Source organism: Furfurilactobacillus rossiae (assembly GCF_013394005.1).
In the GTDB taxonomy this organism is placed as follows: Bacteria; Bacillota; Bacilli; order Lactobacillales; family Lactobacillaceae; genus Furfurilactobacillus; species Furfurilactobacillus rossiae.
The window spans coordinates 2,188,875-2,213,547 of sequence record NZ_CP040586.1; the positions used below are offsets into that span (position 1 = coordinate 2,188,875).

A 24,673-nucleotide genomic window follows, 5' to 3' on the forward strand; every position below is an offset into this window, starting at 1 on the left:
CTCTATTCGCGATCTGAGTCGTCTAAGTTATCAGCCGTGTTCAACGGTGTCGCTGGGCGAACCAGTTCACCATCATCCGTGTGCATCTTAGCCCATTGTGCTTGCCGTTTGGCAATTGCCTCAGGTGGTGTCACCTTTTCGGCGCGGGGATCTAATAACCACGTCGCAGCATAGTGAGTGTCTGAAACCTTAAAGAACGGTGGTTCCTGCTCAGCATCAATCTTCAATGCGTAAGGGTTACGGGCCGCAAACGCATCACCCTTTGGTGGATCCAACAAGTCTGGCGGTGTTCCTGGAATAGCAGACAATTCACCGCTTTGAGTATCCAAGGTTGGCATGGAGTTCAGTAACCCCCATGTATATGGATGTTGTGGATTGTAGAAGATTTCATCCACAGTTCCGTATTCAACAATCTTACCAGCATACATAACGGCAATTCGGTCAGCCATACCGGCAACTACACCAAGGTCATGCGTGATAAAGATAATTGAAGTTTCGATCTTTTCTTGCAATTCTTTCATTAACTTCAGAATTTGAGCTTGAATGGTCACATCCAACGCGGTGGTTGGTTCATCGGCAATCAACACTTCTGGGTAACAAATCAGCGCAATCGCAATCACGATACGTTGACGCATCCCACCTGAAAATTGGTGCGGATAGTCATTGATGCGGTGTTCAGCATCCGTAATGCCGACCAACTTTAACATTTCCAAAGCTTGGGCCATGGCCTGCTTTTTTGAAACATGGTTATGAATAATCAATGGTTCAGCAATCTGACGGCCAATCTTCATCGTTGGATCCAACGAAGTCATTGGGTCCTGGAAGATCATCGCGATATCCTTACCACGAATCTGTTGCATTTCTTTTTCGGACTTCTTCAACACGTCCTCGCCGTGAAACATAATCTGACCGCCAGCAATTTCGGCGTTGTCAGCATTAAGTCCCATTAACGAACGCGTTGTAACAGACTTACCAGAACCTGATTCACCAACGATGGCCAACGTTTCACCCTTTTTCAAATGGAATGAAACGTCGCGAATCGCCTTAACCTTGCCCGCATAGGTATCAAAGTTAATCTTCAGGTTTTTGACTTCAATTAAGTTTTCTGTGTCATTATTTTCCACGATTAACGTCACCTACTCTCTTGAACGTGGGTCAAAGGCATCCCGCAAGCCATCGGCAAACAGGTTGAAACAAATCATGATAACCATCAGGACAACGGCTGGGTACCACATCTGGAATGGCAAGAACTGGAAGTTCTTTTGTCCATCTGAGATCAATGTCCCCAGTGAAGCAGTTGGTGGCTGAATCCCGATCCCGATATATGATAGGAAGGCTTCGAAGAAGATGGCACTTGGAATCGTAAACATCGTTTGAATGATGATCACTGAGCTCATGTTTGGAATTAAGTGTTTCCACGCGATCTTCCATGAACTTTCACCCAACGTCCGTGCCGCCAAGATATATTCTTGGCTCTTCAACGTCAGCGACTCGGCACGAATTAAACGGGCCATCGTCGTCCAACTGGAGATGGCAATCGCTAATGAAATAGACAGTAGCGAACCACGCATCACAACTAACAGTAAAATCATGTAAACCAAGTTAGGAACGGAGGACAAAATTTCAATGATCCGTTGCATGATCATATCCGTTCTGCCTCCACGCCATCCCGAGATCAGGCCATACCCGACCCCGACGGTCAAATCTAGCAGCGTCGCAATCAAGGCAACGGCTAGTGACACCCGGGTACCTGCAATAATCCGTGATAAGAGATCACGACCTAAATAGTCAGTCCCTAAAATCCAGTACTTACCTGACGGAACGTGTTGCTGTTGATAAGCATCAACACGGCCACCGTCCACAGCCTTTGTCCCATCCAGTCCAGGAATGTGAACACCCGGAATTTTTGGTGGCAAGTTCGTGTAGGCAGGCTGTGCGTTGTTTGGTTGGTGTGGTGAAATCAGCGAACCAGCCAGTGAAAGCACCAGAATCGCTAATAAAATCCACATCGAGATGAACGCAATTTTATTTTTCTTTAATCGACGCCATGCATCCTGTGTGAAGGTCAGCGAAGGCGCAGCAATTTTTTCATTATCAAGATGTTCTTCTTTACCAAGTGGTTCGAAGGCATCGTTTGAAACATTCGCGTTTTCAGCCATTAGCTTTGACCTCCTTGCAGACGGATCCGTGGGTCAACGATTCCGTAAACGATATCGGTAATCAATAAGACAACCACGAGCAGTACTGAGTACATCATCGTAATCCCCATGATAGTTGGGTAGTCATTAGTCGTAATCGACTTAACGAATTGTTCCCCAATCCCAGGCACGGCGAAGATGTTTTCAACAACCAGTGAACCGGTCATCAAGTTAACCGTCAGTGGTCCAATCAACGTAATCAGTGGAATCAAGGAGTTCCGCAAAGCATGGTGATAAACCACGCCAGTACTGGTCAGCCCCTTGGCCTTCGCTAATTCAATGTAGTCAGAACTCATGACGTCAACCATTTCGGTTCGGATAAACCGCGCCGTCGTGGCAAACGGAGAACCCGCCAGCGCGATGGTCGGGAGAATCGTATACGAGAAGTTCCCCCAGCCGGCAACCGGAAAGGCACCAGCCTTCAAACCAATGTAGTACTGCAACAGGATGGCAAGCACGAAACTTGGAATCGAGATCATTAAGATAGAAATAATCGTCATCGTGCCGTCGACCCAAGTGTTCCGACGAATTGCCGCAATCCCACCAACGATGATACCTAAAAGCACCCCAACGATCATCGCTTGAATCCCAAGCTGGAATGATGCAGGCATCCGGGTTGCCAAAAGGTATGATACCGGTTGGTTATCAAACTGGAATGACAAACCGAAGTTACCACGAACCATGCCGGCCAGGTAAATTAGGTATTGCTGCCACACGGGCTTATCCAACCCATACGTGTGGTAAATCATTTGAATCTGTGAATGCGAGAGTTTTGACTCGTTGCTTAACGGTGTCCCTGGCAACAGCTTCATCATAAAGAACGTGATGGTCGCAATCAGGAATAACGTTAGAATGAGGTAAAACAGTCGTTTGAGCAGGTATTTTGCCATAAACTTACTTCCTCACAATCTAAACCAGACAAGTAATAAGTGCGAGATTTCCGTTGAATAATGAGAATTCGCTGAAAATCATTAATGTTCATCTTAAAGCAAAACGTGGGGATAAACCAGAATGAAATGGTTTTTCCTCACGTTTCCCTCTAAATTTAATCCGTTACATTAACGTGACTACTTAACTTCAACGTTCTTGTAGTTGAAGTTAACACCAGCTGAGTTGTAAATTACACCCTTAACGTAACTCTTTTGAAGCATAGGACCGGAACCAGAAGCAGTGCCCCAGTACAATGGCACAATTCCAACATCCTTCGTCAGGATCTTTTCAGCGTTAACTAAGTCGTCATAACGTTTTTGCTTGTCATTAGCGTCTTTATTAGCTGAATTCTTGATCAGAGTGTCGTATTCGGAATTCTTCCATTTACCATTATTTTGTGAGTTATCTGATGTGAACAATGATGAGTACGTGTACGGATCGTTGTAATCAGCACCCCAAAGTGTGATAACGGCATCAAAGTCCCCGTTAGAAGACTTGGTTAGACGGTTCTTGAATGGTACGTTTTGAAGAGAAACCTTAACCCCGGGCAACTTTTCAAATTGTGATTGTAAGAATTCTGAGTTTTGCTTAGTACCTGACGTATCGTCAGCAAGCAAGGTGAAGTTCAAGCTAGAAATACCGGCTTCCTTCTCCCCTTCCTTCAACAACTGCTTAGCCTTAGCCAAGTTGTGATCAGTTGTATCAGCAACCTTAGAATCGTTAGCAAAGTCAGCACCTGTCTTAGGGTTCTTTGTTAACTTCGTTGGAATTAAACCAGTTGCGGCTTTTGAACCATCTTCCAGAACATTGTTAACCAATTGCTTGCGATCCAGTGCTAAGGATAATGCTTGACGAATCTTTTGGTTCTTGAATGCAGGTACCTTTTCTTCGTTCAATTCCAGATATGCAGAAGTTGAACCCTGGAAGTACGTGTAGTCTTTATTGTTCTTGTAGTTGGCCACTTGTGAACCTTGTAACTGAGTTCGGTCAATCTTACCGGAGTTGTAGAGGTTAAGTGCAGTGTTGCCTTCCTTAACCACTTGGAAGTTGATGGTGTTCGTCTTAACAGCACTCTTATCCCAGTAACTGTTGTTCTTAACCCACTTCCACTTGGTGTTAGTGCCAGTCCAGCCTTCAACCTTGAAAGGTCCGTTGTAAACTTGCTTGTTAGCCGACATCCCGTACTTAGAACCGTACTTATCAACAACCTTCTGATCTTGTGGGAAGAAGATTGGGAAACCAAGCAATAACTTGAAGTAAGGAATTGGCTTTTCAAGTGTAACTTCCAACTTGTAGTCGCCGACTGCCTTAACACCAAGCGACTTCACGTCAGCTTTCTTATTTTGAATGGCATCTGCGTTCTTCACACCATCAAACAAGTATGCGTATTGTGATGCCGTCTTTGGATCGTTTGTGCGCCGCCATGAATAAACGAAATCTTTAGCAGTGACTTTGTCACCATTTGACCATTTTGTGTTCTTACGCAAGTTAAAGGTCCAGTGTAAACCATCTTTTGATTCAGTCGTCTTTGTTGCCAACGCATTTTCAGGCTTAGAGTCTTTACCAATTCGGTAAATCCCTTCCTGTGTGTTTGACAAGGCTGTCAAAGATGAATTATCCGTAACCTTTGATGTATCCAAACCTGGCATTTCAGCAGTAGTAGACAGGTTCAATACACCCTTGTGTGAAGAAGCACCACTTTTGTTGCCACACGCTGCCAATGTTAAGGCAGAAATGGCCGCGACAGCACCAAGTGCTAATACTCTTCGCAACTTCATATCGCCAACTCCTTTTTAATTTGTTACCCCGGTAACAATTTGTGACCTTCCGCAATAAAATATCTATTCGAAAAGTATGTGTCAAATGATAAATGAGAATTCAATGAATGTCAACGCAGCTTTTCCCATTTGTTGCTTAGAATTTTTAGGTAAACAAAAAAGGTCGGCCTAAAGCCCACCTTGTTAGTATTTGTTAACCATTATTACAATTATGTGTCGAATCATTTTATTTATCTAGACCATTTAGCAGCTAATACGAATTATACATTTAGACAGCATATCCTCATTTTTCTCACGATTATTTCAATTGCAATACTGACGGTTTTAGCCTATTCAGTCATGTCTGCAAATATTTCTGCTACCTCATAAAGAATGTCATTTCCAACATGAGCTATTTTACGCACCGAGCGAATTTCTAAATCAATCGTCGTAATTTGATCCGTCATAATGACTCCCGTTACTTTAGAGACCCGCTTTCCCAATCGAACATGCAGCGGATAGCCTTTATCATGAGATGTTATTGGAAAAATACTCGCAAATCCACTGACCTGCTGACTGGCTCTATTAGTCCAAACGAGTGCAGGGCGATAACCTTTTTGTTCGTGCCCAAGCGAAGGACTGAAATCAACTAAAATAATGTCTCCTCGATCAAATGTCTTAAAAGGCATTTCTCTTTCCCCCCGAAAAAATAATAATTCATTAGTAGCTATCTACCAGAGTTCACGCCCCTTCGGCTCTCCCAAGTCAGCCACGCGATTTTCATCTTGCAAATACTTTTCATAATCAAAATTAGCAAATCGACTCATTATTTTTGATTCGCTCTTAGTTTTCATAATTACCAATTTTCCCTGTTCAACATCCATTGATACTTCAGCATCATCAAGATTAGTAATGCCAATTTCTGACAAAATCGCCTTTGGAATTCGAATGCCTTGAGAATTACCCCACTTCGATATCTTTGCGTTTTGCATGTCAGCACCTCCGTTTTAACTCGCCTAAACGCGAATACATTTTTATGTAGTATATACTCATGTATATACTGTCGTCAAAAAAACAATCCCGACATTTTAAAATGTCGGGATTGTTTAGAAATACATTACTTTACATAAGCGTACTTGTAGTTCCAGTTAATACCAGCTGAATTGTAGATAATCCCTTTGACGTATGGACGTTGCAAGAATGGACCAGAGCCAGAGAAAGAACCAGTGTACAATGGCAGAACACCATAATCCTTAACCAGCGTTTGATCAGCGGTTACTAAGTTCTTGAACCGTGCTTCCTTGTTCAACGCATTCTTGCCAGCGGAGTCTTTAACATTCTGGTCATAAGTGGCATTCTTCCACAAACCATCGTTGTAAGTCCCGTCCGATGTGAACAGAGCAAACGTGTATGGATCACTGTAATCAGCACCCCAAAGCGTGACAACAGCCTGGAAGTTGTGGGCAGCTGAACGGGTTAAACGCGTCTTATAAGGCACGTTTTGAACCGTTACCTTAACACCTGGTAACTTCTGGAATTCGGACTGTAAGAATTCAGCATTCTTCTTACCAGTGTCAGTGTCATCAGCCATCAACGTGAATTTCAAATCGGAAATGCCGGCTTCTTGTTCCCCTTGCTTAAGCAATTGCTTAGCTTTAGTCAGGTTCTGCGTCAAAGCGCCCTTAACTGCGGCTTCTTTGGCAAAGTCCTCGCCAGTCTTTGGATCCTTGGCCAATTTGGAAGGTGTAAACGTTGTTGCAGGTTTGGAACCGTCTTGCAAAATGTTGTTAGTCAATTGTGACCGGCTAACCGCGTATGATAATGCAGCCCGGATCTTTTGGTTCTTGAACGCTGGCACCTTTTCTTCATTCAATTCAAGATAAGCAGCCGATGAACCGGGACGATAAATGTAATTCTTGTTGTTCTTATATTGAGCAACTTGGTCCCCGCTCAACTGAGTCAGGTCAGCCTTCTTAGAATTGTACATATTTAGTTGCGTACTGCTTTCCTTAACAACCTGGAAATTGATCTTGTTTAACTTAACGTTCTTTTTATCCCAGTATGTGTTGTTTTTGGCCCAGTCCCACTTTGCATTGGTTCCTTTGTATCCTTGAACCTTAAATGGTCCGTTGTAAACCTGGGTGGCAGATGTTTGCCCATACTTCTTGCCGTACTTATCAACGGCCTTTTTATCTTGTGGGAAGAAGCTTGGGAAACCAAGTAACAGTTTGAAATATGGAATTGGTTTAGACAACGTAACGGACAGCTTGTACTTGCCATCAGCCTTAATTCCTAGGGCACTGGGTTTCATCTTGCCACTTTGAACGGCATCCGCGTTCTTCACGCCTTCAAACAGATACGCATATTGTGATCCTGTCTTTGGACTGTTTGTGCGTTGCCAGGAATAAACGAAATCTTGAGCAGTAACCGGATCCCCGTTTGACCACTTCGTTCCGTGACGCAAGTCAAATGTCCAGTGAAGCCCATCTTTCGATTCCGTCGTTTTCGTTGCCAACTCATTTTGTGGCTTAGCATCCTTACCAATTCGGTAAATTCCTGAAAATGTGTTCGATAACGCCGTCATTGAAACATCATCTGTCGCAATCGAAGGATCTAGTGTCGGCATTTCGGCAGTTTCCATTAAATTTAACTCGCCCTTATGCCCTGACGCACCCTTGTTACCACACGCAGCTAACGTTAATACGGATAACGTCGCTGTTGCACCCATTGCTAAAATTTTACGAACCTTCATTCAACCACACTCCTTGTGGAATTCACCTTATTGTGGTGATGCATTCCAAGCTATGTACTTTTCGCGGCAACTTATGTTTTGAAAAGTTGTGATGATAATAGATTAAAATAAGATTAAAGCCAACGAGTTTTGCTAATTTTATTTTAATTAATTTCAAAACGGTATAAGTTGCTTATGCACTGTATTAGTCCATTCACAGCAGATGTTTTAGCATGAAATATTTCGTGTATAGAACAATTGGTCTGAATTTTGTCAGTTCCGTTGAAGGTCTGTCATGCTCATGGGACCATTGATTTCAGATATTTTCCGCTAATCCAACTGGCTTCAACGTTCATTCCTAAAACGGATTGCCCTTCACCTCTCGCAAACACCGAACCGGCCAGCGTAACGTGCGAAATGGTATAATTAAGTCATTACAAGTCTCGGCTTAGAAAAGAGGACACACATTTGGACGAAACTGCAATTGCACCAAAAGAAGTTATTATTGCCGGTCTCAACACCGGTGCTGGCAACTTTGAATATTCCATGGAAGAACTTGCCAACCTAGTTGCCGCCAATAATATGATTGTTAAGGAAGAAGTTCGTCAAAAACTTGAACGGCCGCATCCAGGCACTTACTTTGGTAAGGGAAAAATTACCGAACTGGCTGAGATTGTCGCCAGTGAAAACGTGGATACCATCGTGACAAATGACGAGCTTACCGCTTCACAGATTCGTAACATTGAATCTGCTACCAAAGCAAGTGTACTGGACAGAACTGCTTTGATCCTGGATATCTTTGCCAACCGTGCTCAGACACGGGAAGCTAAGTTACAGGTCCAAATTGCTCAACTCCAGTATCAGCTACCACGGTTGCATACCAGTGTTAACCAACGTTTGGACCAACAAACTGGTGCCGGCGGTGGTGGCGGATTCACTAACCGTGGTGCTGGTGAAACACAACAAGAAATGGATCGCCGAACCATCAACAATCAGATCAAGCATCTGAAGGGCGAGCTAACAGACATCACCAAAGCTGCCGACACACAACGTACGCAACGGGAAAAGAACGGTCTCCCTACCGTGGCATTAGTCGGTTATACAAACGCTGGTAAGTCAACCACTATGAACGGCCTTGTTCGCAAATACGGCTTAAACGAAGACAAGCAAGTGTTTGAAAAGAACATGCTGTTTGCAACGCTTGATACCAGTGTTCGACAGATCAACCTGCCGGATCAAAAGCAGTTCTTACTTTCGGACACTGTTGGTTTTGTCAGCAAGCTGCCTCACGGATTAGTCGAAGCATTCCGTTCTACGCTGGCCGAAGCTGCTAACGCCGATTTACTCATTCAGGTCGTAGATTATAGTGACCCGAACAGTGAAAAAATGATGGAAACCACTAATGAGGCACTTAAGGCAATTGGCGTCACTGATATTCCAATGATTGTTGCATTCAACAAAGCCGACAAGACGGAGGCTAAGTACCCGTCACGCGAGGGCATGCAACTCGTTTACTCGGCCCGCGACGACGCTTCATTGGACGAATTGATTACGATGATTCGGGAACAAGTCTTTAAGAACTATCAAACGGTCACGTTGCTGATTCCGTTTGATCAGGGCAATATTTTGAACTTCCTGAATGAAAAAGCACATATTTTGGAAACTGAATATGTTGCCGAAGGTACTAAAATAACCGTCGAGCTGACGGATGAATCAGCGCAACGGTTTGAAAAGTATCGGGTAAACTAATTAAAGCACCAATGAAAACTGCTTTTTCTCTCTTATTCGACCATATCGAATTAAAGGGAAAAAGCTTTTTTATTATTGACCAGTGGATAAACGTCTAAAAAAACTCTTTTTAACACGACTTGAAGGGTAATAAATTCCCTCTTATTCACAGTAACCGACTTATTCTTTGACCTCTAGCAATTGTTTATACAAAGCAAACAAAACAACGTAGTCAAGTGTATTACCTTATCCCATTGTCAGTATAATAAACATGTGTTTCACATCACTAGGATCATATTTCAGAATATGCTCATAAACCAATCGTAATAGTTCCTCATCCCCGCTAACGTTTAGAATTCGGTAAACAGACAATGCATTTTCGCATTGCTGTTTACCTTTTTCTTTTTCACCAGTCACAATATCATACCAACCATGCATAAATAGATTTTGGACTGCAAAACGCACGTCAGAATCATCTTTGTCATGTACAAGATTATCCATAATTTTAAGCACTTCAGCTGCCTCGGTATAATGTTGTTTCCCTATTAAAGCTGAAAATGCATCAAAACATAAATTAAAGCGTGTGTGCTGATCGTCAGCCAACCATTTGTACCAATCCGCTCGATACATTGCCCGTTTGAATAAACGAAATAAATCTGAGGCATCTAGAAAAGAAACCGAAAATATCAGCAAATATATTTCGAATTCACCCCACTGTTCAACACTAGTCAGGTACTTCGTCACTGGTAGTATATCTGACGCCGTTTTGTCCAACCTAAAATGTAGTAAATCCACACTACTATTTATAATCGCCATGACCAGCGAATTCATCTGAGTCGGTTGATCGCTAAAAACCTTTGTAAACTCTTTTTGATAGTTCTCAACTTCCTGCACACCTTTTGGTGGATCGGCCTTATTAACAAGTTCTAGAATTTTCTGCATGGGCAATACTAACTTCCAACTCGGTGACGCATGATCGCTGTTACCAAATAATGGCATCGGGGAAACCGCATACCGGTTCGTTTGCCAATAGAAGAATTCACTAGTCGTCACGTGAATTTGATCCAGAAGATGTAAGAAACGGTCGACACTAAGCATACTAGTGCCATTTTCAAACTTCGAAATCACGGCCACACTAACCTGCTCATCAGCAATCTCTTTAAGCGTTAAGCCTTTACTTTTACGTAACGCTCGAAATGTCTCTCCCAACGCCGGCATTGTACACACCCCCCTAGTCAAAGATCTTTGAATAAATTATCGCTGATGTTTTGTCCTGCATGCTATCATAAATTTTACGATAGAAACGCGAATCTTCAGTTAAATGCAGTGTCTTGCAAAGTTGCAGCACAGTTTTGCACTTATCTTTGCCGACATCTTCTTGTCCCGTCAAGTAAAGATACCACCCGTGTAAAAACAAACTCAGGATTGCAAATTGTGCTTCTACATCATTGTCCTTGCTCATCAAATCATCGAATTTCTCCAACACAAATTTTGCGTCATCAAAAGTCCTATGTGCAACCATAGTCGAAAAGAGCGTAAAACAGACGGAATATCCTAAGTGTCGTAAATCAGTCAAACGAACATAAAAATTGGCTTGCTTCATAAAACGGGAAAACAGCATCATTGAATCTTCGACGTCCATGTAAATTGACGTGGTAATGAAAAGTAATAATTCAAATGCTGTCCATGCTGATACACCGCCTAAATAATCAATAATTGGGAACATTTCTTGATGTGTCGAGACGTGATCTCTCATCTTAGACCGATGCATCTTCAGCGCTGCTTTTGCTAGGGACAATTTCAAACGATTAGCCAAACAAGAATTTTTCTTTAATTCCTGCTCTGTCAATTTGATGAAGGTTTGAAAACTTAAAATCTTTTGTGCCGTACTTTGACTGTCATCACCAGAAATTTGAAATATGTCGTTGAACGGATCCAAAACATCAAAGATTTCAGGCAGTGGCATGCCGTCGTCTGAAATCTCAAGTCCTGCTCTTTGAGCTCGCTCATCTGATTCCCGATAACGATAGAAAAAGTCTGTCGTTGTGACATTGATTTGTTGTAGTAAATGTAAAAAGCGGTCCACGCCCAGCATCGTTTGATCATTCTCAAACTTCGAAATCACCGCCATACTGATTTCGTCATCCGAAACTTCCTTAAGTGTTAGATTCTTACTTTTACGTAGTTCATGAAACGTTTGTCCTAACGATTGCATATTGACCTCTCCTAAGAAATAACGGTGCCGTAATGAAAATCGTGATCATTTGGTGCACTCACGATTTCTGCCGTAAAATCGTCATAAATCCTAAACATACGATCTTCTTTACATAACCTCATCATGGTGGTGGCATCGTTCATCTTGGACTTGCCCAGTGCCTTGTCATCAACACGATATTTGAGCCAACCTTCGCACCACAATATCGTCATCGCAAAATTAGCAGTCAAATCACGACCATCGCGCTTTTTATGTAAAGCTTTCATCTTCGATAAAGTTTCATTGGCTAACGCAAACTGATCCAACGACATAAAATATGAAAAACTACTGACTAAAAATCCGCGATGCATGCCCGCGACATACATAATCGACTCATTCGCCGTCAGTTTACGTTCAGCAATATTAGTAAATAATTCAACATCGGCCAATGGCATGGCGGTCAAAAAGGATTCGAGGACTAAAATTTCATAAATGCCCCAGTCGTCAACCTGCTTTAAATATTCCACAGCATGATCCGAACTGTGCTCAATGCTTTTCCCGGTATGATTGGCCAGCATCATTCGACCATAGTCATATCCCAACACATTATTAACCGTTGGGGATTTTTTTGCGTTTTCTTTCAATACATCGAGCCGCGCGTAAAGTTTTTTCCACTGATGTCGTATCGCCAAACCCGAACTAATCAGGAAAATGTTCGTTAAATCTGTTAGTGCGTTTGCAGCACCCATTTCACGCCATTCCACTGGCATCGGAGAGTTCAGATAACGATCATGCTGCAGGAAGAAATACTCATCAGCAGTCACATTCATTTTCTTAAGCAAATGCATCAGTCGATCGACACTGATTTTCGATTGGCCCTGTTCAAACTTTGAGAGAAAACTGACACTCGCCTGTTCATCTGCAAGTTCTTTTAACGTTAATCCTTTACCCACACGCAACTGATGAAACGTTTCGCCATACGATGCCATGTCATTCCCCTTTCTAGGCCATTAATCGTGAATGATAAAGTAAATGATCATCCTTCGTTTGCCAAATCCGATCACTAAAAGCAGCGTACAAACGCCACAGGCTTTCCTCTTCGCACAATCGCATAATTGTCAGTGCATCCTTCATCTGTGACTGACCCCGTTCCTCACTGTCGCGGCGATAGGTCAGCCATCCCTGACACCACAGAATTAACATTCCGAAATCGCCAGTACTTTGTTGTGGTGATTGTTCTTTGTGCAGACTGTGCATCTGACCAAGCAATTCTTCCGCTATATCGAAATGAGTGCGATTCATAAAAAAGCAAAAACTAGTGACCAAAAAGCCACGGTGCATCCCTGCAATCTCGCTAAGTGGAGCCTGTGAAACCAACTTATGCTTGGCGGACAGGGCTAGTTGTTGTGCGTCAGGCACGCTCATCCCCTGCAGAAAAACGTTAAACACGATCAACTCGTAAATACTCCACTCATCAATTTGTTGTAAGTAAGTGATTGCCCGTTGAACAAACGGATAAGGTTCGGCCTGCTGGTGTTGTGCTAGAAGCAGTTGCGCAAAATCAAAGTTTAGCCAATGACCCATTGTCGGTGTTGAGGAGGCCTGTTCGGCCAAGTGCTGATGCCACCGTGCTAATTTTTCCCATTGCCCGCGATTTGATAATCCGGCGGTGTAATAAAAACTGCTGCCTAATGCTGCCACAGCGTTTGGCACACTCATTTCGGACCATACTTTGGGTACTTGGAGCTCGGTATAACCATCATGTTGGGCAAAGAAATATTCATCAGCAGTCACATTCATCTTATCCAGTAGATGCATCAATCGGTCTACACTAATTTTCGATTGATCCGTTTCAAACTTAGACAAGAAACCAACACTCACCTGTTCGTCGGCCAGTTCCTTTAAAGTCATATTCTTACCGATTCGTAGCTGCCGAAACGTTGCCCCATATGTGGCCATGCAAACTGATCCCCCATTCTGAAAATCACTCGTTGATTAAGTATAGCGCAGAATGTTGTCAATTGTTAGAAAGCGGTGAGAATGCACTAAATTATCTCATAAAAAAATAAGTCAAAAGCACTGTATCAGTGGTTTTGACTTATCGGCATATTTTATCCAGCTCAACTTTTTAGCACCAGCTTACTGTGCAAGCGGGACAAATAATCAATTAAGCACACTTACAAACATTGAACAAAATGTTTAATCGGCTCTCTGTTTTTTTAATACTTCATTTACAAGTCCAAGTTCATTATCCTCTCAGCAATGTTCTGAGAACTCGAAAAAATTCTTAGTACCACAACACGTGCACTTTTTTCCTGAATTTCATAAAGTACAATATTTTTGCCTATCGTCATTAAGTAAAACTCTGAAGCTATCGGAAATCCCTGTTTTCGTGCATTTTTACCCATTCTTGGAAACGAAGCTAAATTATTTATACCATTTAGCAATGTTAAAATCCTTTTTCTGGCAATTACATCCCCAAAGGATTCACGTTTCTGCACAGTTATAAGCTTTAAACTGTGTTCTGCACCCTCTGCAATCTCCAGATCATAGCTCATTCCCCTAAAATTTCCTTTCGAACATCCGAAAACTTATGGGTTTTCTCTTTTTTTGCATTCTCAATTTCTTTGGTCAATTCCTCAGCAATTGACCACTTCTCATACTTTTCATAATCTTCTAAATCAAGCAGAACATATTTACCATAACCATTTTTTGTCAAAATAACAGGGCTGTCTGGTCCCACTTGATTCAACACTTTGTTGTAGGTACGCAATTCTGAAACAGGTCGAATATTTAGATTTTTTTGCGGATTAACCATCACCATCACCTCTCAGCATTAGTATACATATTTTCGTACAAATTTGCAGCAAACCGACCTCACAAAAACTTTCAATCACTAGCCATTATCTCGAAAAGTTAAATCTTCGGCACTTGCATCTGTCCCAAACTGTTCAAAAATGTTTTTCGGCACGTTGACGCCAATTGCATGTGCCGCAGTGATGCCAAATTCACGAGGGAAGAACGCAGTGGAAGTCACAATACCATTATCCGATACAACTGGTTTACGCACCAAATTACGTTTGGGAATGAAACGCTCCTCTTCGTATGCACTTTCGAATAGTCCCGCCACAAACTTGGTGTCGTCCAATAACCCAGCTTTTGCCAGTAGAATGGGTGAAGCCGAAATTGCCGCGATAACTGGTCGTGGCCGCGTTTTAAAACGACTGAGAAAGGCAATGTTCCTTTGATCAGGTAAAACGGTATGATAATTCGCGATTCCTGGCATAACGAGCATCTGGTAGGCCTGAATATTCTGAACATCTTCAAATGTCATTTGTGGCATTACATCGAACCCATCTTCAGTTTGATATGGCTTGTGCTCAGAGGCTACAACATCAATTTGCCAATCTGTTTGACTCCAGGCAAGAATCGAAGTTAACGGACTAATTTCATACATCGAAAAGCCATCATAAATCATCACTAGAATTTTATTCATCGTTATCCCTCCCCGGCAGTAACTTACTCATTTATCATTTTAAACAGCACATATTGCGGGCCAATCTTGCCAACACGCTGAATGCCCGTATCCTGAAAGCCCGTCTTCTGATACAGGTGTTGTGCAGGTATATTACGGTAGTTCACGGCCAAAATAATACGAGTCACATACGGAAAATGAGCTTTAACAAATGCCGGTACCAACTTCATCGCGGCGAACGAAATACCTTGTCCCCTGAAGCGTTCGTCAATCGACAAGGCACGCAATAACACATCCGAGTCAGCACGGCCACCAATTTCCAATGGGCCTTGGTGCAAATGAAGGCAAAAGAAGCCGGCTAACTGGTCATCATTCATAATCATCACTGGCACCTGATCATGATCACGCTTTGCTTTTTCAATCACAGACTGTGGCGAACCTGTGAAGGTTAAATCACTCAATTGATAGTTCTCCACCAACTGTTGACACTGGATCGTATCAACGTATTGTTTTAATTCAATATTCATATAGACCATCTCCAGATCAGGCCACTGTCCCATTGGCCTCATAAAAGTCTCGAATCTGCTCATCTAACCATGCCGATAGCCTTGGCGTAGTCAAACTTTCAAAGCGCAGTTTATAGGCCAATGAAACACACAGGTTAATTAATTTGTTTTTTTGATCAAACTGTAGCGACTGGTCAGCGGTTAAGGCAATAACGCCCCTGACACCTCGCAACCAGTTGAGTAGCTGACTTTCCGTTATGCGATCCTGCGCCAGTAACGCAACAAGACAGTTGTCCAAGCGACTGCCTTCACCTGCCGTAAAACCGTTAGGCAACATGATGCCATGAGAAATACCAGCCAACGCTTGTGGAATAAGCCGCGTCGGAAACTTTGGATGATAACAAACGTAATACAACAGGTCACCATCATGGCCAAATGCATGCGCCCAACCATGCTCGGTCAACCCACGCAAATCTTTTTCTAATTGCAAATACTGCGTTGCGTCTTCAAAAAGATGGGTTCGCATATTTGCTGTCAAGAAGGGCGCCCGTGCATCTCTGGCGACCAAAGACGTCAACAGCAGCGCCGCAAACGTTCTGGTATAAATTGCATCGTTTTGACGTTCATGAATCCCACTGAACAATAAATTCCGTTGCTGAACTTGTCTTAATAACCAGACCGCCCGTTCATTTGAAATCGTGCCGTCGTCAATCCACTGTGCAAACGAACTGTAAATCAGTTGGTCGCGCAATACTGAATTAAGATTGCCGATGTTATCCAGCATCGCTGCTAACAAAGAATCATTAACCGTAGGCGGATTCTCTTTTCGTAACCGCGTTAGTTTTCGTTCTAGTTTCTCATCAGTCAATGTGAGCACCCTCCTTCTTCCCTTAATTTTCTTAATCTTACTCGTTGTCCTAAAAGCTTTGATAACAAAAAGACCTGCAATTTATGCAGATCTTCGTTTACAGCTTTTTCACCGTGTAATACTCACTGGCATCACTTGAATAATCCAGCTTACCGACCTCATTTTAGATGGGATTTCAGTGCTTGATGATTAAATATTTCCAAATGGATTTTATGATTGTCTGTTTCACAATTGAAAAAAGATCTACAAGCTTCACAGATTTTTTCAAAATTATTTTTACAAAAATTTTATTAACTCATTAGAAAATGTATTTGTCACGAGGGTAAAATAAGATTATCTATTCAACCTCAAGGATTAGTAATAGTTATGACAATTATGTATTTACATAACTATTTCCGCTCATATCGTCGAATAGTTCTTATTCACGAAAGCGTTATACTAAATCCTCATCCATTCTGGTTTAAAAATTCCTTTTCCATCCAACGATTCATTGATGGTAACTCTCCACCAACAATTGATAACTGCTCTTTTTCATTAATCACTTTAAAATTTGACAAAACATTCATAAGTAGGCCTCCAAACATTCACAACGGTAACACCTTTACAAAGGGTTCAATCGTAGCAAAAACATTTTTGCAAAAAGATTATATTCTTTAAAAAAATAAAGTAAGTATCCTATCCCTGCTCCCAAGCTTGTAATAGCTTTTGTCCTCGAACTTCACCGCCACCAAAGATTCTTTCCTGTTATCCCGCACACAGACCCTTAAACATACAAATATCAAGATTTGCTGCATTTAATTTATTCATACTGAGTCCTCCTAAAAGCACTAATTGTGTACAGCTTTAAACAGCATTTAATGAATATCCATGTCACAAATCACGATGTGGATTGGTTACTAATCATTCGCCACGGGAAACCCGTCAAGCCTAGCTTGTTTGTAAATATGCTCACCAGCTCCACCATAAACTTTTGATTGATCATTCTTAGAAATAGTTGGAAATACACTAATCTTATTCATAGAAGCACGCTCCTTTAAATAAAAATAAATTCTCACAAAACCATAGACATAAGCAAAGATCTTCAAGTATTAGATTAAAAACGCCGGCGTTGTCTTTCCTCTAATATAATTATTAATATAGTCTCATCATTTTATAATGTCAAAGCTTTTTTATTTTTCTATAACCTTTTTCTTTTCGGCCCATGATTCAAGCATTTAATAATTCGGCGTAATATCCATTTTTACCTCTCAGAGACTGATGCGTTCCATTTTCTATAATTTTTCCATTCTTCATGACTACTATTTGTTCAACCCTTTCAGCAATCGCCAATCTATGAGCTACGAAAATAATTGTTTTATCCTCTAAATTCAAAAGATTCGAAATAACTTTTTTTTCAGTAATTACGTCAAGATTGCTCGTTGATTCATCTAGAATCATAATTGGCGAATCGGCAAGGACCGCTCTTGCAATAGCAATTCTTTGTCGTTGCCCTCCAGACAGTCCTCCACCATCTGAGGTAATCTCAGTTTTTATCTTCAAAGGCATTTTCTCAATATCCTCATATATATCTGCTGTTTTTAAAGCCCGTATCACCGTCTCACTTGTTATTGAGTCTGTCGAATGCCCCAACATCAAGTTGTCTTCAATAGATCCTGTAAAAATATACGGATCTTGTGGTAAATAGTTTACTGTTGCTCTTAACGCCTTTTTACTAATATCCTTTAAATCTTTTTTTCCTAAAAAAACTTGTCCTGTTTCTGGTTCGTAAAATCTTGTAAGAAGCTTTACCAAAGTTGATTTTCCAGAACCGCTTACACCAACCAAAGCAACCTTGCTCCCAGCCGGAATTACTAAACTGATGTCATCTAATGCATAACTCATTAATCCATACCGAAATCTAACATGGCTCAAAAAGATGTCGCTTAACTCCAACTTTTTCACATTGGTCTGAAAAGCGCTTTGTTTCTTGAATTCTGATTTCACTAAGTACACTTCGTTTAGGCGATTGTTTGCTACTCTAGCCGTTTGAAGTTTTGTCTGTAAATTAATAATAGATTCCAACGGTGCTGTAAAGTAAATTAACAATGCATTAAACGTAATTAACGAACCTATTGACATATTTCCTCTCATCACTAAAATCGATCCAAACCACAAAACACAAACGCTTAATAAAAGTTGCAAACAAGACTTTAAACTATTCTGAATAAAGGTCGTTACTTGATAAGAAAATGTTTGGTTTAACAATTTCGTAAACTCGTGTTTTATTTTAGAAAAGGAAGCACCTTCGCTGTTTAAGGATTTAATTGTTTCAATGCCATCCAAATCCTCAATAATCGATGAACTCAGCATTGAATTTGACTGCATTCTTTCATTATTCAGGTGGTTAAAGCATCTAACGAATCCAAAAACAATAAGCATATAAAAGGGAATAGCAACCATCGATATCAAAAACAATTTAATGTTTTGAAAAATTAAAACACTGCCCATTACAACAACGATACCAACATCCAAAATGACTGTCGTTATTGTATTTGCTAAAGCGTCAATAATTTGATTAGCATCTGTAAAGCGAGACACAATTTCACCAATTCTTCTTGTCGCAAAAAAGTTCATTGGTAATTCAAATAGATGTTGTATATATTTCAAAATTATGTCCGTGGAAAGCCTTTTACTCATCAGAGCCATTAAATAATTTTGTAGAAATGATAACAATTGCTGAACTACATAGGCAACTATCAAGCCCATTGAAATAATTTCAAGCAAAGTAAGTTGTTTTCTCGGAATTAATTTATCAATTAAAAATTGTAGGTAATATGATCCGAGAATACTAACTGAAGTAACTAATAGTGAATATAAAATAATTTGTGAAACTAAAATATGTTGTCTGTTTAAGATTGGAACTAGTTCCCATAGTGTATGCTTTTTGTCTCGAATAATTTCATAATCACCACTTTGTTCGAAGAAAACACTGTATCCATCCCACTCTTTTGCAAACTGTTCCTTTCTCATTTTAATCATACCAACAGACGGATTGGGATCACCCACAATCACTTGATTTCCGGAAACCCCAAAAACTGTATAAAAATGTTGAAGGTTTTCATGAACGTTCACATGCGCAATAAATGGATATGGAACATCACTCATATCAAACAATGACATATCTGCTTGTACTGCCGTTGTATTTAGACCGAAGCACCCTGCTGCTGTCGTAATTCCCAGCAAACTTGTACCTTCCATACTAGTCTTAGCCAGATCTCTTAAGTGGGCTATTGAAACATACGATTTAAAATATTTCAATATCATTGAAAGGGCAGCAACACCACAGTCACGTTCGTCTACTTGTGCCACATAAAACTTTTTGTCTTTTAAAAGATCAAGCATGCATTAATACCCCTTTTTCCTAAAAAAAAGCCAGCCCAATCAATTATGATTGAACTGACGTTTAAATAACTATTGTAATCTCAGCAACAGCAAAATAATCACAGCTGATTATTCATTATTTAGGATTTGACGTAGTTGCCCCGAGTTCAGCGTACTGGGTGTTACTGTGTGCGGGATCGTCGGTAAAGTTCTTAATCCGATGGTTAACTGGCGTCCAGTTCAAGCTTTCACTTTCAGGAACGTAGGCAGCTTGCTGGTTCATATATTCTTGCCAATCGTTAAACTGTGTCTTCCGGTATGAATCATTAAATGCTTTCTGATTATTCATATCTTTAATCAATTGCGTGTTCTTCTTGGAAACAAAATGTCCCATATTAAACGGCGCATCCGCAGTGTACATTGTCGGTGTTGGTTCAGTACCAGTTGACCAAGCGGCCTCAAAGAAATCAACATTTTTTGGTGGTTTTGGTGCCTGAACAGCATCGTAAAATGAATTCATTTCCATTGTCTTGCCACCGGTCAATTGTACATCGAGTCCAATTTTATGCCATTGCTGTAGATAATTCTGAATTTCCTGTTCATGCGTTGAACTACTCTTCATAGCAGCAAAATGAAGAACTAACTTCTTGCCGTCAGGTGTTTGACGCCACTTTCCCTTTTTCTTATATCCAGCATCATCAAGGAGTTTATTTGCTTTCTTGATGTTCAATGGGAAGCCCTTAGCCTTTTTATCGTGATATTGACTAAAGCCGGTTGGAATCAAAGTTGTAGCACGCTGACCAAGGCCATTTCCAAATTTCTTTTCAACTGCGTCCACATTCATAGCATAACCAATGGCTTGACGTAAACTCTTGTTAGCAACTTTTGAGTCTTTGTCCATAACGTTCATGCCAGTCTTTGAATCCATGTGGCCAACCATAAATCCTAGGTAACCATAACCAAGTTGTGGTGTCCCAACATTCGTGTAGTCACTCAATTTTTTGACATTTGGATATTGGGAAGCAGCAATTCCTTGGATACCTACAGTAAAGTCGTACTTATGTGACTTGAATGCGGAACCAGCTGCACTGCTAGATACAACATTAATCGTAACGGCCTTAGCATTTGCTTTCTTACCCCAGTAGTAAGGATTGCGAACCCAAGACGTAGATTCTCCAGCCACTAATTTTTTAAGTTTAAAAGGTCCGTAGAATAAAGGATCCTTACGTGTCTCTGGTGCTGATGCCAAATTCTTAATAGGGACATTCTTGATGTGTTCATATGGTTCAGCAGATTCCCATACGAATCCATTACCTGAATGTTTCATTGCGGGATTAACTGCAAGGTAGTGAATAACAACCTTCTTACCTTTTTCACCATTAGGCATTTCAATCCCTGAAATAGTCGAAGCTTTGCCTTCGTGATACTCTTTCAGGCCTTTGATTTCCTCAAGATTTGAAGAAAATTGTTGCGAAGTTGAATCTTTGTTGGCTAAAACTTCATAAGCATATTCAACGTCTTTAGCAGTTACTTGTGCACCATTAGACCATTTAAGATCTTTGCGTAAAGTAATTGTGAGCGTCTTCGCGGACTTATCCATCTTAATATTTGCTGGGCCACCATTTACATAGTTGTAGTTCTTATCAACGTTAAACAAACCTTGGTTACCAGGTCCAAAGACATCTTGGTCTTCAGCATTAGATTGCATGGCTGGATCCGTAATTCCCTTAAATGGGGCGTCGTTAACTTCAGCTAATTTTAATGTAGCGTTTTTATCAATCTTACCAGTGGCGCTATAAGATTTAGGCATCTTAACTGCTGTCTTTGGCTGTGAACTGCTACCTCCATTTGAACAAGCTGCTAATGTTACAACAGATAGAACCGCGGCCCCTGCTAGCGCAATTTTAGACTTTCTCATAGACTCATCCTCCAAAAAATGCAAATCCCTTATGATTTTATAGGCACTTAATAACAACAAAATTAATTGTACCCTTAAATGAGAAATTGTAAAGATATTAATTAAAATAATCTCATTTTAGCCTTTAATCATCACTTAATCTTTGCGATGCATCAGATGCACGCCGAATCACTTGCCCGACATAGCTGATGGAAATCGTTAGAATAATGATTTCAGCGGCTGCAATTAGCCATGTCCACCAATACTGTGTAATATTATTAGGATCATTTGCGTTTGAAATCATCGTCCCAAGAGATGGTGTTCCGTTTGGTAACCCAAAACCTAAGAAACTCAATGTCGTTTCAACACCAATGTTTTCAGCAAAGGAAAGCATAGTATCCACAATAATCAATGACGAAATGTTAGGCATTATTTCTCGGAAAATAATTTTAAAAGTGCTCGTACCAGAAGTTTTAGAAGCGGATACATAATCTTTTTTTGACTCAGACATGGTTCTTGCACGAATCAAACGTGCAGTTCCTAGCCAATAAAATACACTTAAAATCAATGTTAACGTAATTGCATTGTAGCTAGGGATTATCGTAACTACGACAATGATAAATAACAAAATTGGTAGCATCATCATAAAGTCATAGAATCTCATCATGATGTTGTCCACAATTCCACCGAAATAGCCTGAAACTAGTCCAAATACAATACCAAATGTAGAAGAAATAACGGTTAGTCCAATGGCGATACCAATGGAGTTTTTAGAACCCATGATTAATTCCTTAGCAATCGACCGACCACCTTGGTCAGTTCCCAAAATGAATTGGGAAAAAGGTTTGTCATACGAATCCATAATGTTCGTTGACATTGCTTGACTTTGATTAATAAATAAAGAGGCAATCATAACAAATAAAATGAACGCCACGATAATAATTGCCGCAGTTAAAGCAACTTTGTCGGCTTTAAATTCGTTCCAAACAATTCGCAAAGATGAAGGTGCGGCTTCTTGTTCGGCTTCCTTGGAAAGTTTTTCTAAGTCTGCTTTATCAATTGATGATTGATTGTCCAGCTGGTTTTGTGACATTTTGCTCCTCCTCTCTTACTGAACCCTGACGCGAGGATCTACTGCTGTCAAAATAATGTCGGACAACAGCGTACCCAAAAGGTTCAACAGTCCATATAACAATACTAAAGCGGTAATGACCGTATAATCACGATATGAAATAGAGTTCAGGAAGAGAAGTCCCATACCTGGATATGAAAAAACCATTTCAGTAACCACTGAGCCACCTAAGAGACCTGTGATTGAGTATCCGGCGAAAGCCGCAATAGGAAGTAACGAGTTTCTTAGAATATGGTGTCGAAATACATCGGTTGTTGGCACACCTTTTGAACGAGCTGTGCGAACATAATCGGAGTGCTTCGCATCAATAACCTCTGACCTCAAATATTGAACAATATTCACAGTACCCGTTAATGACGCAATAAGACCTGGAAGTAAGATATGTTGTAAACGAGAGAAGACAGTCCCCATTGTTCCACTAGCTGTTGCACTCACAGAACCAGTAGTTGGGAACCAGCCCAACACATACCCAAAAATCCATAGTGAAATTAATAAGATAACAAATGATGGAATTGCCATAGTCACAAACGTATAGACACGGATAATATTGTCACCTAGTTTATTTTGATGGCGGCCAGCATAGAGACCCATTGGAACAGCAATTGCATATGTTAAGACCATTGTAAAAAGTGCTAACCATACCGTGTTAATCGCGCGTTCACCAATAATTCTGGTAACGGGTTCTTGATACTGGAAACTAGTCCCAAGATTCCCATGAAACAAGTGAACAACCCAATTCCAATATTGTTGATACCAAGGATTATATAGCCCAGCTTGTACTTTTAATTGATGTATTTGTGCAGCACTCGTATGTGGGCCAATACTGCCTGTAAATGGATCTCCAGGCATCGCCTTTGCCAGTAAAAACACTAATACACTTAATATAATGACTTCAGGAATCATAATAAGGACACGACGCAAAATTGTTTTCCACATATTATTTGTCCTCCTTATCAATTTCATCTGCCGGTAAGGCAACTTTATGAGTAGCCGTAACATCAACTAATGGCAAAACTTTGCCATCTTTATCATAGTATCGGGACTGATTTTCTTGAAATTCTCGTTCAACCGCTTCACGATGCGCTCTGGCTTCTGCACGACCTTCAACGCTGGTTTCCGGAATCGCAGAGAGTAATCGTTTCGTGTAAATGTGCATTGGGTGATTATAAATATCATCACGTGTCCCAATTTCAACCAATCGGCCACGATGCATAATCGCAATATTGTCACACATGTGGCGAACAACACCAAGATCGTGAGAGATAAATAAGTAGGAAATTCCAAAATCACGCTGAATTCGTTTCATAAAGTTTAGAACTTGCGCCTGAACAGATAAATCAAGCGCTGATACTGGTTCATCGGCCACAATCAGCTTAGGATTAGTGGCAACTGCTCGTGCTACACCAATACGTTGTCTTTGACCACCCGAAAATTGGTGGGGATATTTGTATAATGCGTCAGCGTCCAAACCGACGATATCTAATAATTGCAAAACCCTTAACTTTTCTTGATTTTTATCAAGGTGTTCAAAGTTCCGTATTGGTTCAGCGATAATGTCTTCGATTCGTTTACGTGGATTCAAACTTGAAAGTGAATCCTGAAAAATCATCTGCACATCTTGGTTGTAATCTAATTCCCGACGATTGCTGGATTTGGTAATATCCTTTCCTTTGTATAGAATCTGCCCCTTTGTTGGCTTCTCCAACCCAACAATGGACTTACCAGTCGTTGACTTGCCCGACCCCGACTCCCCAACGAGCCCGTATGTTTCACCGGCTTCAATATCTAAACTAATTCCGTCCACAGCCAGCACTTCATCAGTAACTCGGTTCCAAAACCCAGAACGGATTGGGTAATGAACTTCTAGGTCTTTAACTTCAATTAAACTCATTTACTC

23 protein-coding genes are annotated in these 24,673 nt (G+C 40.9%); 1 reads left to right on the forward strand and 22 read right to left on the reverse strand.

Annotated elements, in window-relative coordinates:
• Window positions 1-2: 2 nt before the first annotated feature.
• The 7 genes from LROSL1_RS10600 to LROSL1_RS10630 all read right to left on the reverse strand — a co-directional run bounded on the left by LROSL1_RS10600 (window position 3) and on the right by LROSL1_RS10630 (window position 7,637).
• On the reverse strand, window positions 3-1,124 hold the full coding sequence (locus tag LROSL1_RS10600) for an ABC transporter ATP-binding protein (protein ID WP_042655269.1): 1,122 nt from the start codon (window positions 1,122-1,124) through the stop codon (window positions 3-5).
• Between the two features lie 12 nt (window positions 1,125-1,136).
• Complete coding sequence (locus LROSL1_RS10605; protein WP_178914533.1) at window positions 1,137-2,159, reverse strand: ABC transporter permease; 1,023 nt, start codon at window positions 2,157-2,159, stop codon at window positions 1,137-1,139.
• Window positions 2,159-3,088: an oligopeptide ABC transporter permease gene (gene opp3b / locus LROSL1_RS10610; RefSeq protein ID WP_017260956.1), complete on the reverse strand. Its 930-nt coding sequence runs from the start codon at window positions 3,086-3,088 to the stop codon at window positions 2,159-2,161. Before opp3b ends, LROSL1_RS10605 begins: the two co-directional genes overlap by 1 nt.
• Before the next feature lie 177 nt (window positions 3,089-3,265).
• On the reverse strand, window positions 3,266-4,906 hold the full coding sequence (locus tag LROSL1_RS10615) for a peptide ABC transporter substrate-binding protein (RefSeq protein WP_178914534.1): 1,641 nt from the start codon (window positions 4,904-4,906) through the stop codon (window positions 3,266-3,268).
• 329 nt (window positions 4,907-5,235) lie between these two features.
• On the reverse strand, window positions 5,236-5,574 hold the full coding sequence (locus LROSL1_RS10620) for a type II toxin-antitoxin system PemK/MazF family toxin (RefSeq protein WP_178914535.1): 339 nt from the start codon (window positions 5,572-5,574) through the stop codon (window positions 5,236-5,238).
• 42 nt (window positions 5,575-5,616) lie between these two features.
• Entirely contained in the window at window positions 5,617-5,877 is a 261-nt protein-coding gene (locus LROSL1_RS10625; protein WP_017260953.1) for an AbrB/MazE/SpoVT family DNA-binding domain-containing protein, read from the reverse strand.
• 125 nt (window positions 5,878-6,002) lie between these two features.
• Window positions 6,003-7,637 (reverse strand): peptide ABC transporter substrate-binding protein, encoded by a 1,635-nt coding sequence (locus LROSL1_RS10630; protein WP_178914536.1) that lies wholly within the window; start codon window positions 7,635-7,637, stop codon window positions 6,003-6,005.
• Window positions 7,638-8,084: 447 nt separating this feature from the next.
• Here LROSL1_RS10630 and hflX point away from each other — a divergent pair, with 447 nt between their 5' ends.
• Window positions 8,085-9,365 (forward strand): GTPase HflX, encoded by a 1,281-nt coding sequence (hflX, locus tag LROSL1_RS10635; RefSeq protein WP_178914537.1) that lies wholly within the window; start codon window positions 8,085-8,087, stop codon window positions 9,363-9,365.
• Between the two features lie 225 nt (window positions 9,366-9,590).
• Here the strand turns inward: hflX and LROSL1_RS10640 are convergent, their stop codons facing one another.
• From LROSL1_RS10640 to LROSL1_RS10705, 15 genes are all read right to left on the reverse strand, one after another.
• Window positions 9,591-10,562 carry a helix-turn-helix domain-containing protein gene (locus LROSL1_RS10640; protein WP_178914538.1) on the reverse strand — a complete coding sequence of 324 codons (972 nt, stop codon included), beginning with the start codon at window positions 10,560-10,562 and terminating at the stop codon, window positions 9,591-9,593.
• Window positions 10,563-10,575: 13 nt separating this feature from the next.
• Window positions 10,576-11,559 carry a helix-turn-helix domain-containing protein gene (locus tag LROSL1_RS10645; RefSeq protein ID WP_178914539.1) on the reverse strand — a complete coding sequence of 328 codons (984 nt, stop codon included), beginning with the start codon at window positions 11,557-11,559 and terminating at the stop codon, window positions 10,576-10,578.
• 11 nt (window positions 11,560-11,570) lie between these two features.
• Complete coding sequence (locus tag LROSL1_RS10650; protein ID WP_178914540.1) at window positions 11,571-12,527, reverse strand: helix-turn-helix domain-containing protein; 957 nt, start codon at window positions 12,525-12,527, stop codon at window positions 11,571-11,573.
• Between the two features lie 13 nt (window positions 12,528-12,540).
• Window positions 12,541-13,497, reverse strand: coding sequence for a helix-turn-helix domain-containing protein (locus LROSL1_RS10655; RefSeq protein WP_178914541.1), 957 nt, complete (start codon window positions 13,495-13,497; stop codon window positions 12,541-12,543).
• Between the two features lie 272 nt (window positions 13,498-13,769).
• Window positions 13,770-14,096 (reverse strand): type II toxin-antitoxin system RelE/ParE family toxin, encoded by a 327-nt coding sequence (locus LROSL1_RS10660; protein ID WP_178914542.1) that lies wholly within the window; start codon window positions 14,094-14,096, stop codon window positions 13,770-13,772.
• The gene (locus LROSL1_RS10665) at window positions 14,093-14,356 is read right to left on the reverse strand and encodes a type II toxin-antitoxin system prevent-host-death family antitoxin (protein WP_161003553.1); all 264 of its coding nucleotides are present in this window, start codon (window positions 14,354-14,356) and stop codon (window positions 14,093-14,095) included. The genes LROSL1_RS10660 and LROSL1_RS10665 overlap by 4 nt, the downstream gene beginning before the upstream one ends.
• 78 nt (window positions 14,357-14,434) lie before the next feature.
• Complete coding sequence (locus LROSL1_RS10670) at window positions 14,435-15,034, reverse strand: DJ-1/PfpI family protein (RefSeq protein WP_178914543.1); 600 nt, start codon at window positions 15,032-15,034, stop codon at window positions 14,435-14,437.
• Window positions 15,035-15,057: 23 nt separating this feature from the next.
• The gene (locus LROSL1_RS10675; protein ID WP_178914544.1) at window positions 15,058-15,540 is read right to left on the reverse strand and encodes a GNAT family N-acetyltransferase; all 483 of its coding nucleotides are present in this window, start codon (window positions 15,538-15,540) and stop codon (window positions 15,058-15,060) included.
• Between the two features lie 16 nt (window positions 15,541-15,556).
• Entirely contained in the window at window positions 15,557-16,387 is an 831-nt protein-coding gene (locus tag LROSL1_RS10680) for a DUF2785 domain-containing protein (RefSeq protein ID WP_178914545.1), read from the reverse strand.
• A gap of 896 nt (window positions 16,388-17,283) precedes the next feature.
• Window positions 17,284-17,406, reverse strand: coding sequence for a hypothetical protein (locus LROSL1_RS13245; protein WP_263863238.1), 123 nt, complete (start codon window positions 17,404-17,406; stop codon window positions 17,284-17,286).
• A 187-nt stretch (window positions 17,407-17,593) separates the two neighbouring features.
• Window positions 17,594-19,768, reverse strand: a complete 2,175-nt coding sequence (locus LROSL1_RS10685) for a peptide cleavage/export ABC transporter (RefSeq protein ID WP_178914546.1) — start codon at window positions 19,766-19,768, stop codon at window positions 17,594-17,596.
• A gap of 115 nt (window positions 19,769-19,883) precedes the next feature.
• Window positions 19,884-21,665: an oligopeptide ABC transporter substrate-binding protein gene (locus LROSL1_RS10690; RefSeq protein ID WP_178914547.1), complete on the reverse strand. Its 1,782-nt coding sequence runs from the start codon at window positions 21,663-21,665 to the stop codon at window positions 19,884-19,886.
• A 124-nt stretch (window positions 21,666-21,789) separates the two neighbouring features.
• Window positions 21,790-22,737, reverse strand: a complete 948-nt coding sequence (locus LROSL1_RS10695; RefSeq protein ID WP_178914548.1) for an ABC transporter permease — start codon at window positions 22,735-22,737, stop codon at window positions 21,790-21,792.
• Between the two features lie 15 nt (window positions 22,738-22,752).
• Window positions 22,753-23,712 carry an ABC transporter permease gene (locus LROSL1_RS10700; RefSeq protein ID WP_178914549.1) on the reverse strand — a complete coding sequence of 320 codons (960 nt, stop codon included), beginning with the start codon at window positions 23,710-23,712 and terminating at the stop codon, window positions 22,753-22,755.
• A 1-nt stretch (window position 23,713) separates the two neighbouring features.
• Window positions 23,714-24,667, reverse strand: a complete 954-nt coding sequence (locus LROSL1_RS10705; RefSeq protein WP_178914550.1) for an ABC transporter ATP-binding protein — start codon at window positions 24,665-24,667, stop codon at window positions 23,714-23,716.
• Window positions 24,668-24,673 lie beyond the last annotated feature (6 nt).

What these genes read in the sequence shown, in the direction of transcription:
- LROSL1_RS10605 (WP_178914533.1), bottom strand. Translation starts at nt 2,159, where the DNA reads ATGGCTGAAAACGCGAATGTTTCAAACGATGCCTTCGAACCACTTGGT.
- opp3b (WP_017260956.1), bottom strand. Translation starts at nt 3,088, where the DNA reads ATGGCAAAATACCTGCTCAAACGACTGTTTTACCTCATTCTAACGTTA.
- LROSL1_RS10615 (WP_178914534.1), bottom strand. Translation starts at nt 4,906, where the DNA reads ATGAAGTTGCGAAGAGTATTAGCACTTGGTGCTGTCGCGGCCATTTCT.
- LROSL1_RS10620 (WP_178914535.1), bottom strand. Translation starts at nt 5,574, where the DNA reads ATGCCTTTTAAGACATTTGATCGAGGAGACATTATTTTAGTTGATTTC.
- LROSL1_RS10625 (WP_017260953.1), bottom strand. Translation starts at nt 5,877, where the DNA reads ATGCAAAACGCAAAGATATCGAAGTGGGGTAATTCTCAAGGCATTCGA.
- LROSL1_RS10630 (WP_178914536.1), bottom strand. Translation starts at nt 7,637, where the DNA reads ATGAAGGTTCGTAAAATTTTAGCAATGGGTGCAACAGCGACGTTATCC.
- LROSL1_RS10640 (WP_178914538.1), bottom strand. Translation starts at nt 10,562, where the DNA reads ATGCCGGCGTTGGGAGAGACATTTCGAGCGTTACGTAAAAGTAAAGGC.
- LROSL1_RS10645 (WP_178914539.1), bottom strand. Translation starts at nt 11,559, where the DNA reads ATGCAATCGTTAGGACAAACGTTTCATGAACTACGTAAAAGTAAGAAT.
- LROSL1_RS10650 (WP_178914540.1), bottom strand. Translation starts at nt 12,527, where the DNA reads ATGGCATCGTATGGCGAAACGTTTCATCAGTTGCGTGTGGGTAAAGGA.
- LROSL1_RS10655 (WP_178914541.1), bottom strand. Translation starts at nt 13,497, where the DNA reads ATGGCCACATATGGGGCAACGTTTCGGCAGCTACGAATCGGTAAGAAT.
- LROSL1_RS10660 (WP_178914542.1), bottom strand. Translation starts at nt 14,096, where the DNA reads ATGAGCTATGATCTGGAGATTGCAGAGGGTGCAGAACACAGTTTAAAG.
- LROSL1_RS10665 (WP_161003553.1), bottom strand. Translation starts at nt 14,356, where the DNA reads ATGGTTAATCCGCAAAAAAATCTAAATATTCGACCTGTTTCAGAATTG.
- LROSL1_RS10670 (WP_178914543.1), bottom strand. Translation starts at nt 15,034, where the DNA reads ATGAATAAAATTCTAGTGATGATTTATGATGGCTTTTCGATGTATGAA.
- LROSL1_RS10675 (WP_178914544.1), bottom strand. Translation starts at nt 15,540, where the DNA reads ATGAATATTGAATTAAAACAATACGTTGATACGATCCAGTGTCAACAG.
- LROSL1_RS13245 (WP_263863238.1), bottom strand. Translation starts at nt 17,406, where the DNA reads ATGAATAAGATTAGTGTATTTCCAACTATTTCTAAGAATGATCAATCA.
- LROSL1_RS10685 (WP_178914546.1), bottom strand. Translation starts at nt 19,768, where the DNA reads ATGCTTGATCTTTTAAAAGACAAAAAGTTTTATGTGGCACAAGTAGAC.
- LROSL1_RS10690 (WP_178914547.1), bottom strand. Translation starts at nt 21,665, where the DNA reads ATGAGAAAGTCTAAAATTGCGCTAGCAGGGGCCGCGGTTCTATCTGTT.
- LROSL1_RS10695 (WP_178914548.1), bottom strand. Translation starts at nt 22,737, where the DNA reads ATGTCACAAAACCAGCTGGACAATCAATCATCAATTGATAAAGCAGAC.
- LROSL1_RS10700 (WP_178914549.1), bottom strand. Translation starts at nt 23,712, where the DNA reads ATGTGGAAAACAATTTTGCGTCGTGTCCTTATTATGATTCCTGAAGTC.
- LROSL1_RS10705 (WP_178914550.1), bottom strand. Translation starts at nt 24,667, where the DNA reads ATGAGTTTAATTGAAGTTAAAGACCTAGAAGTTCATTACCCAATCCGT.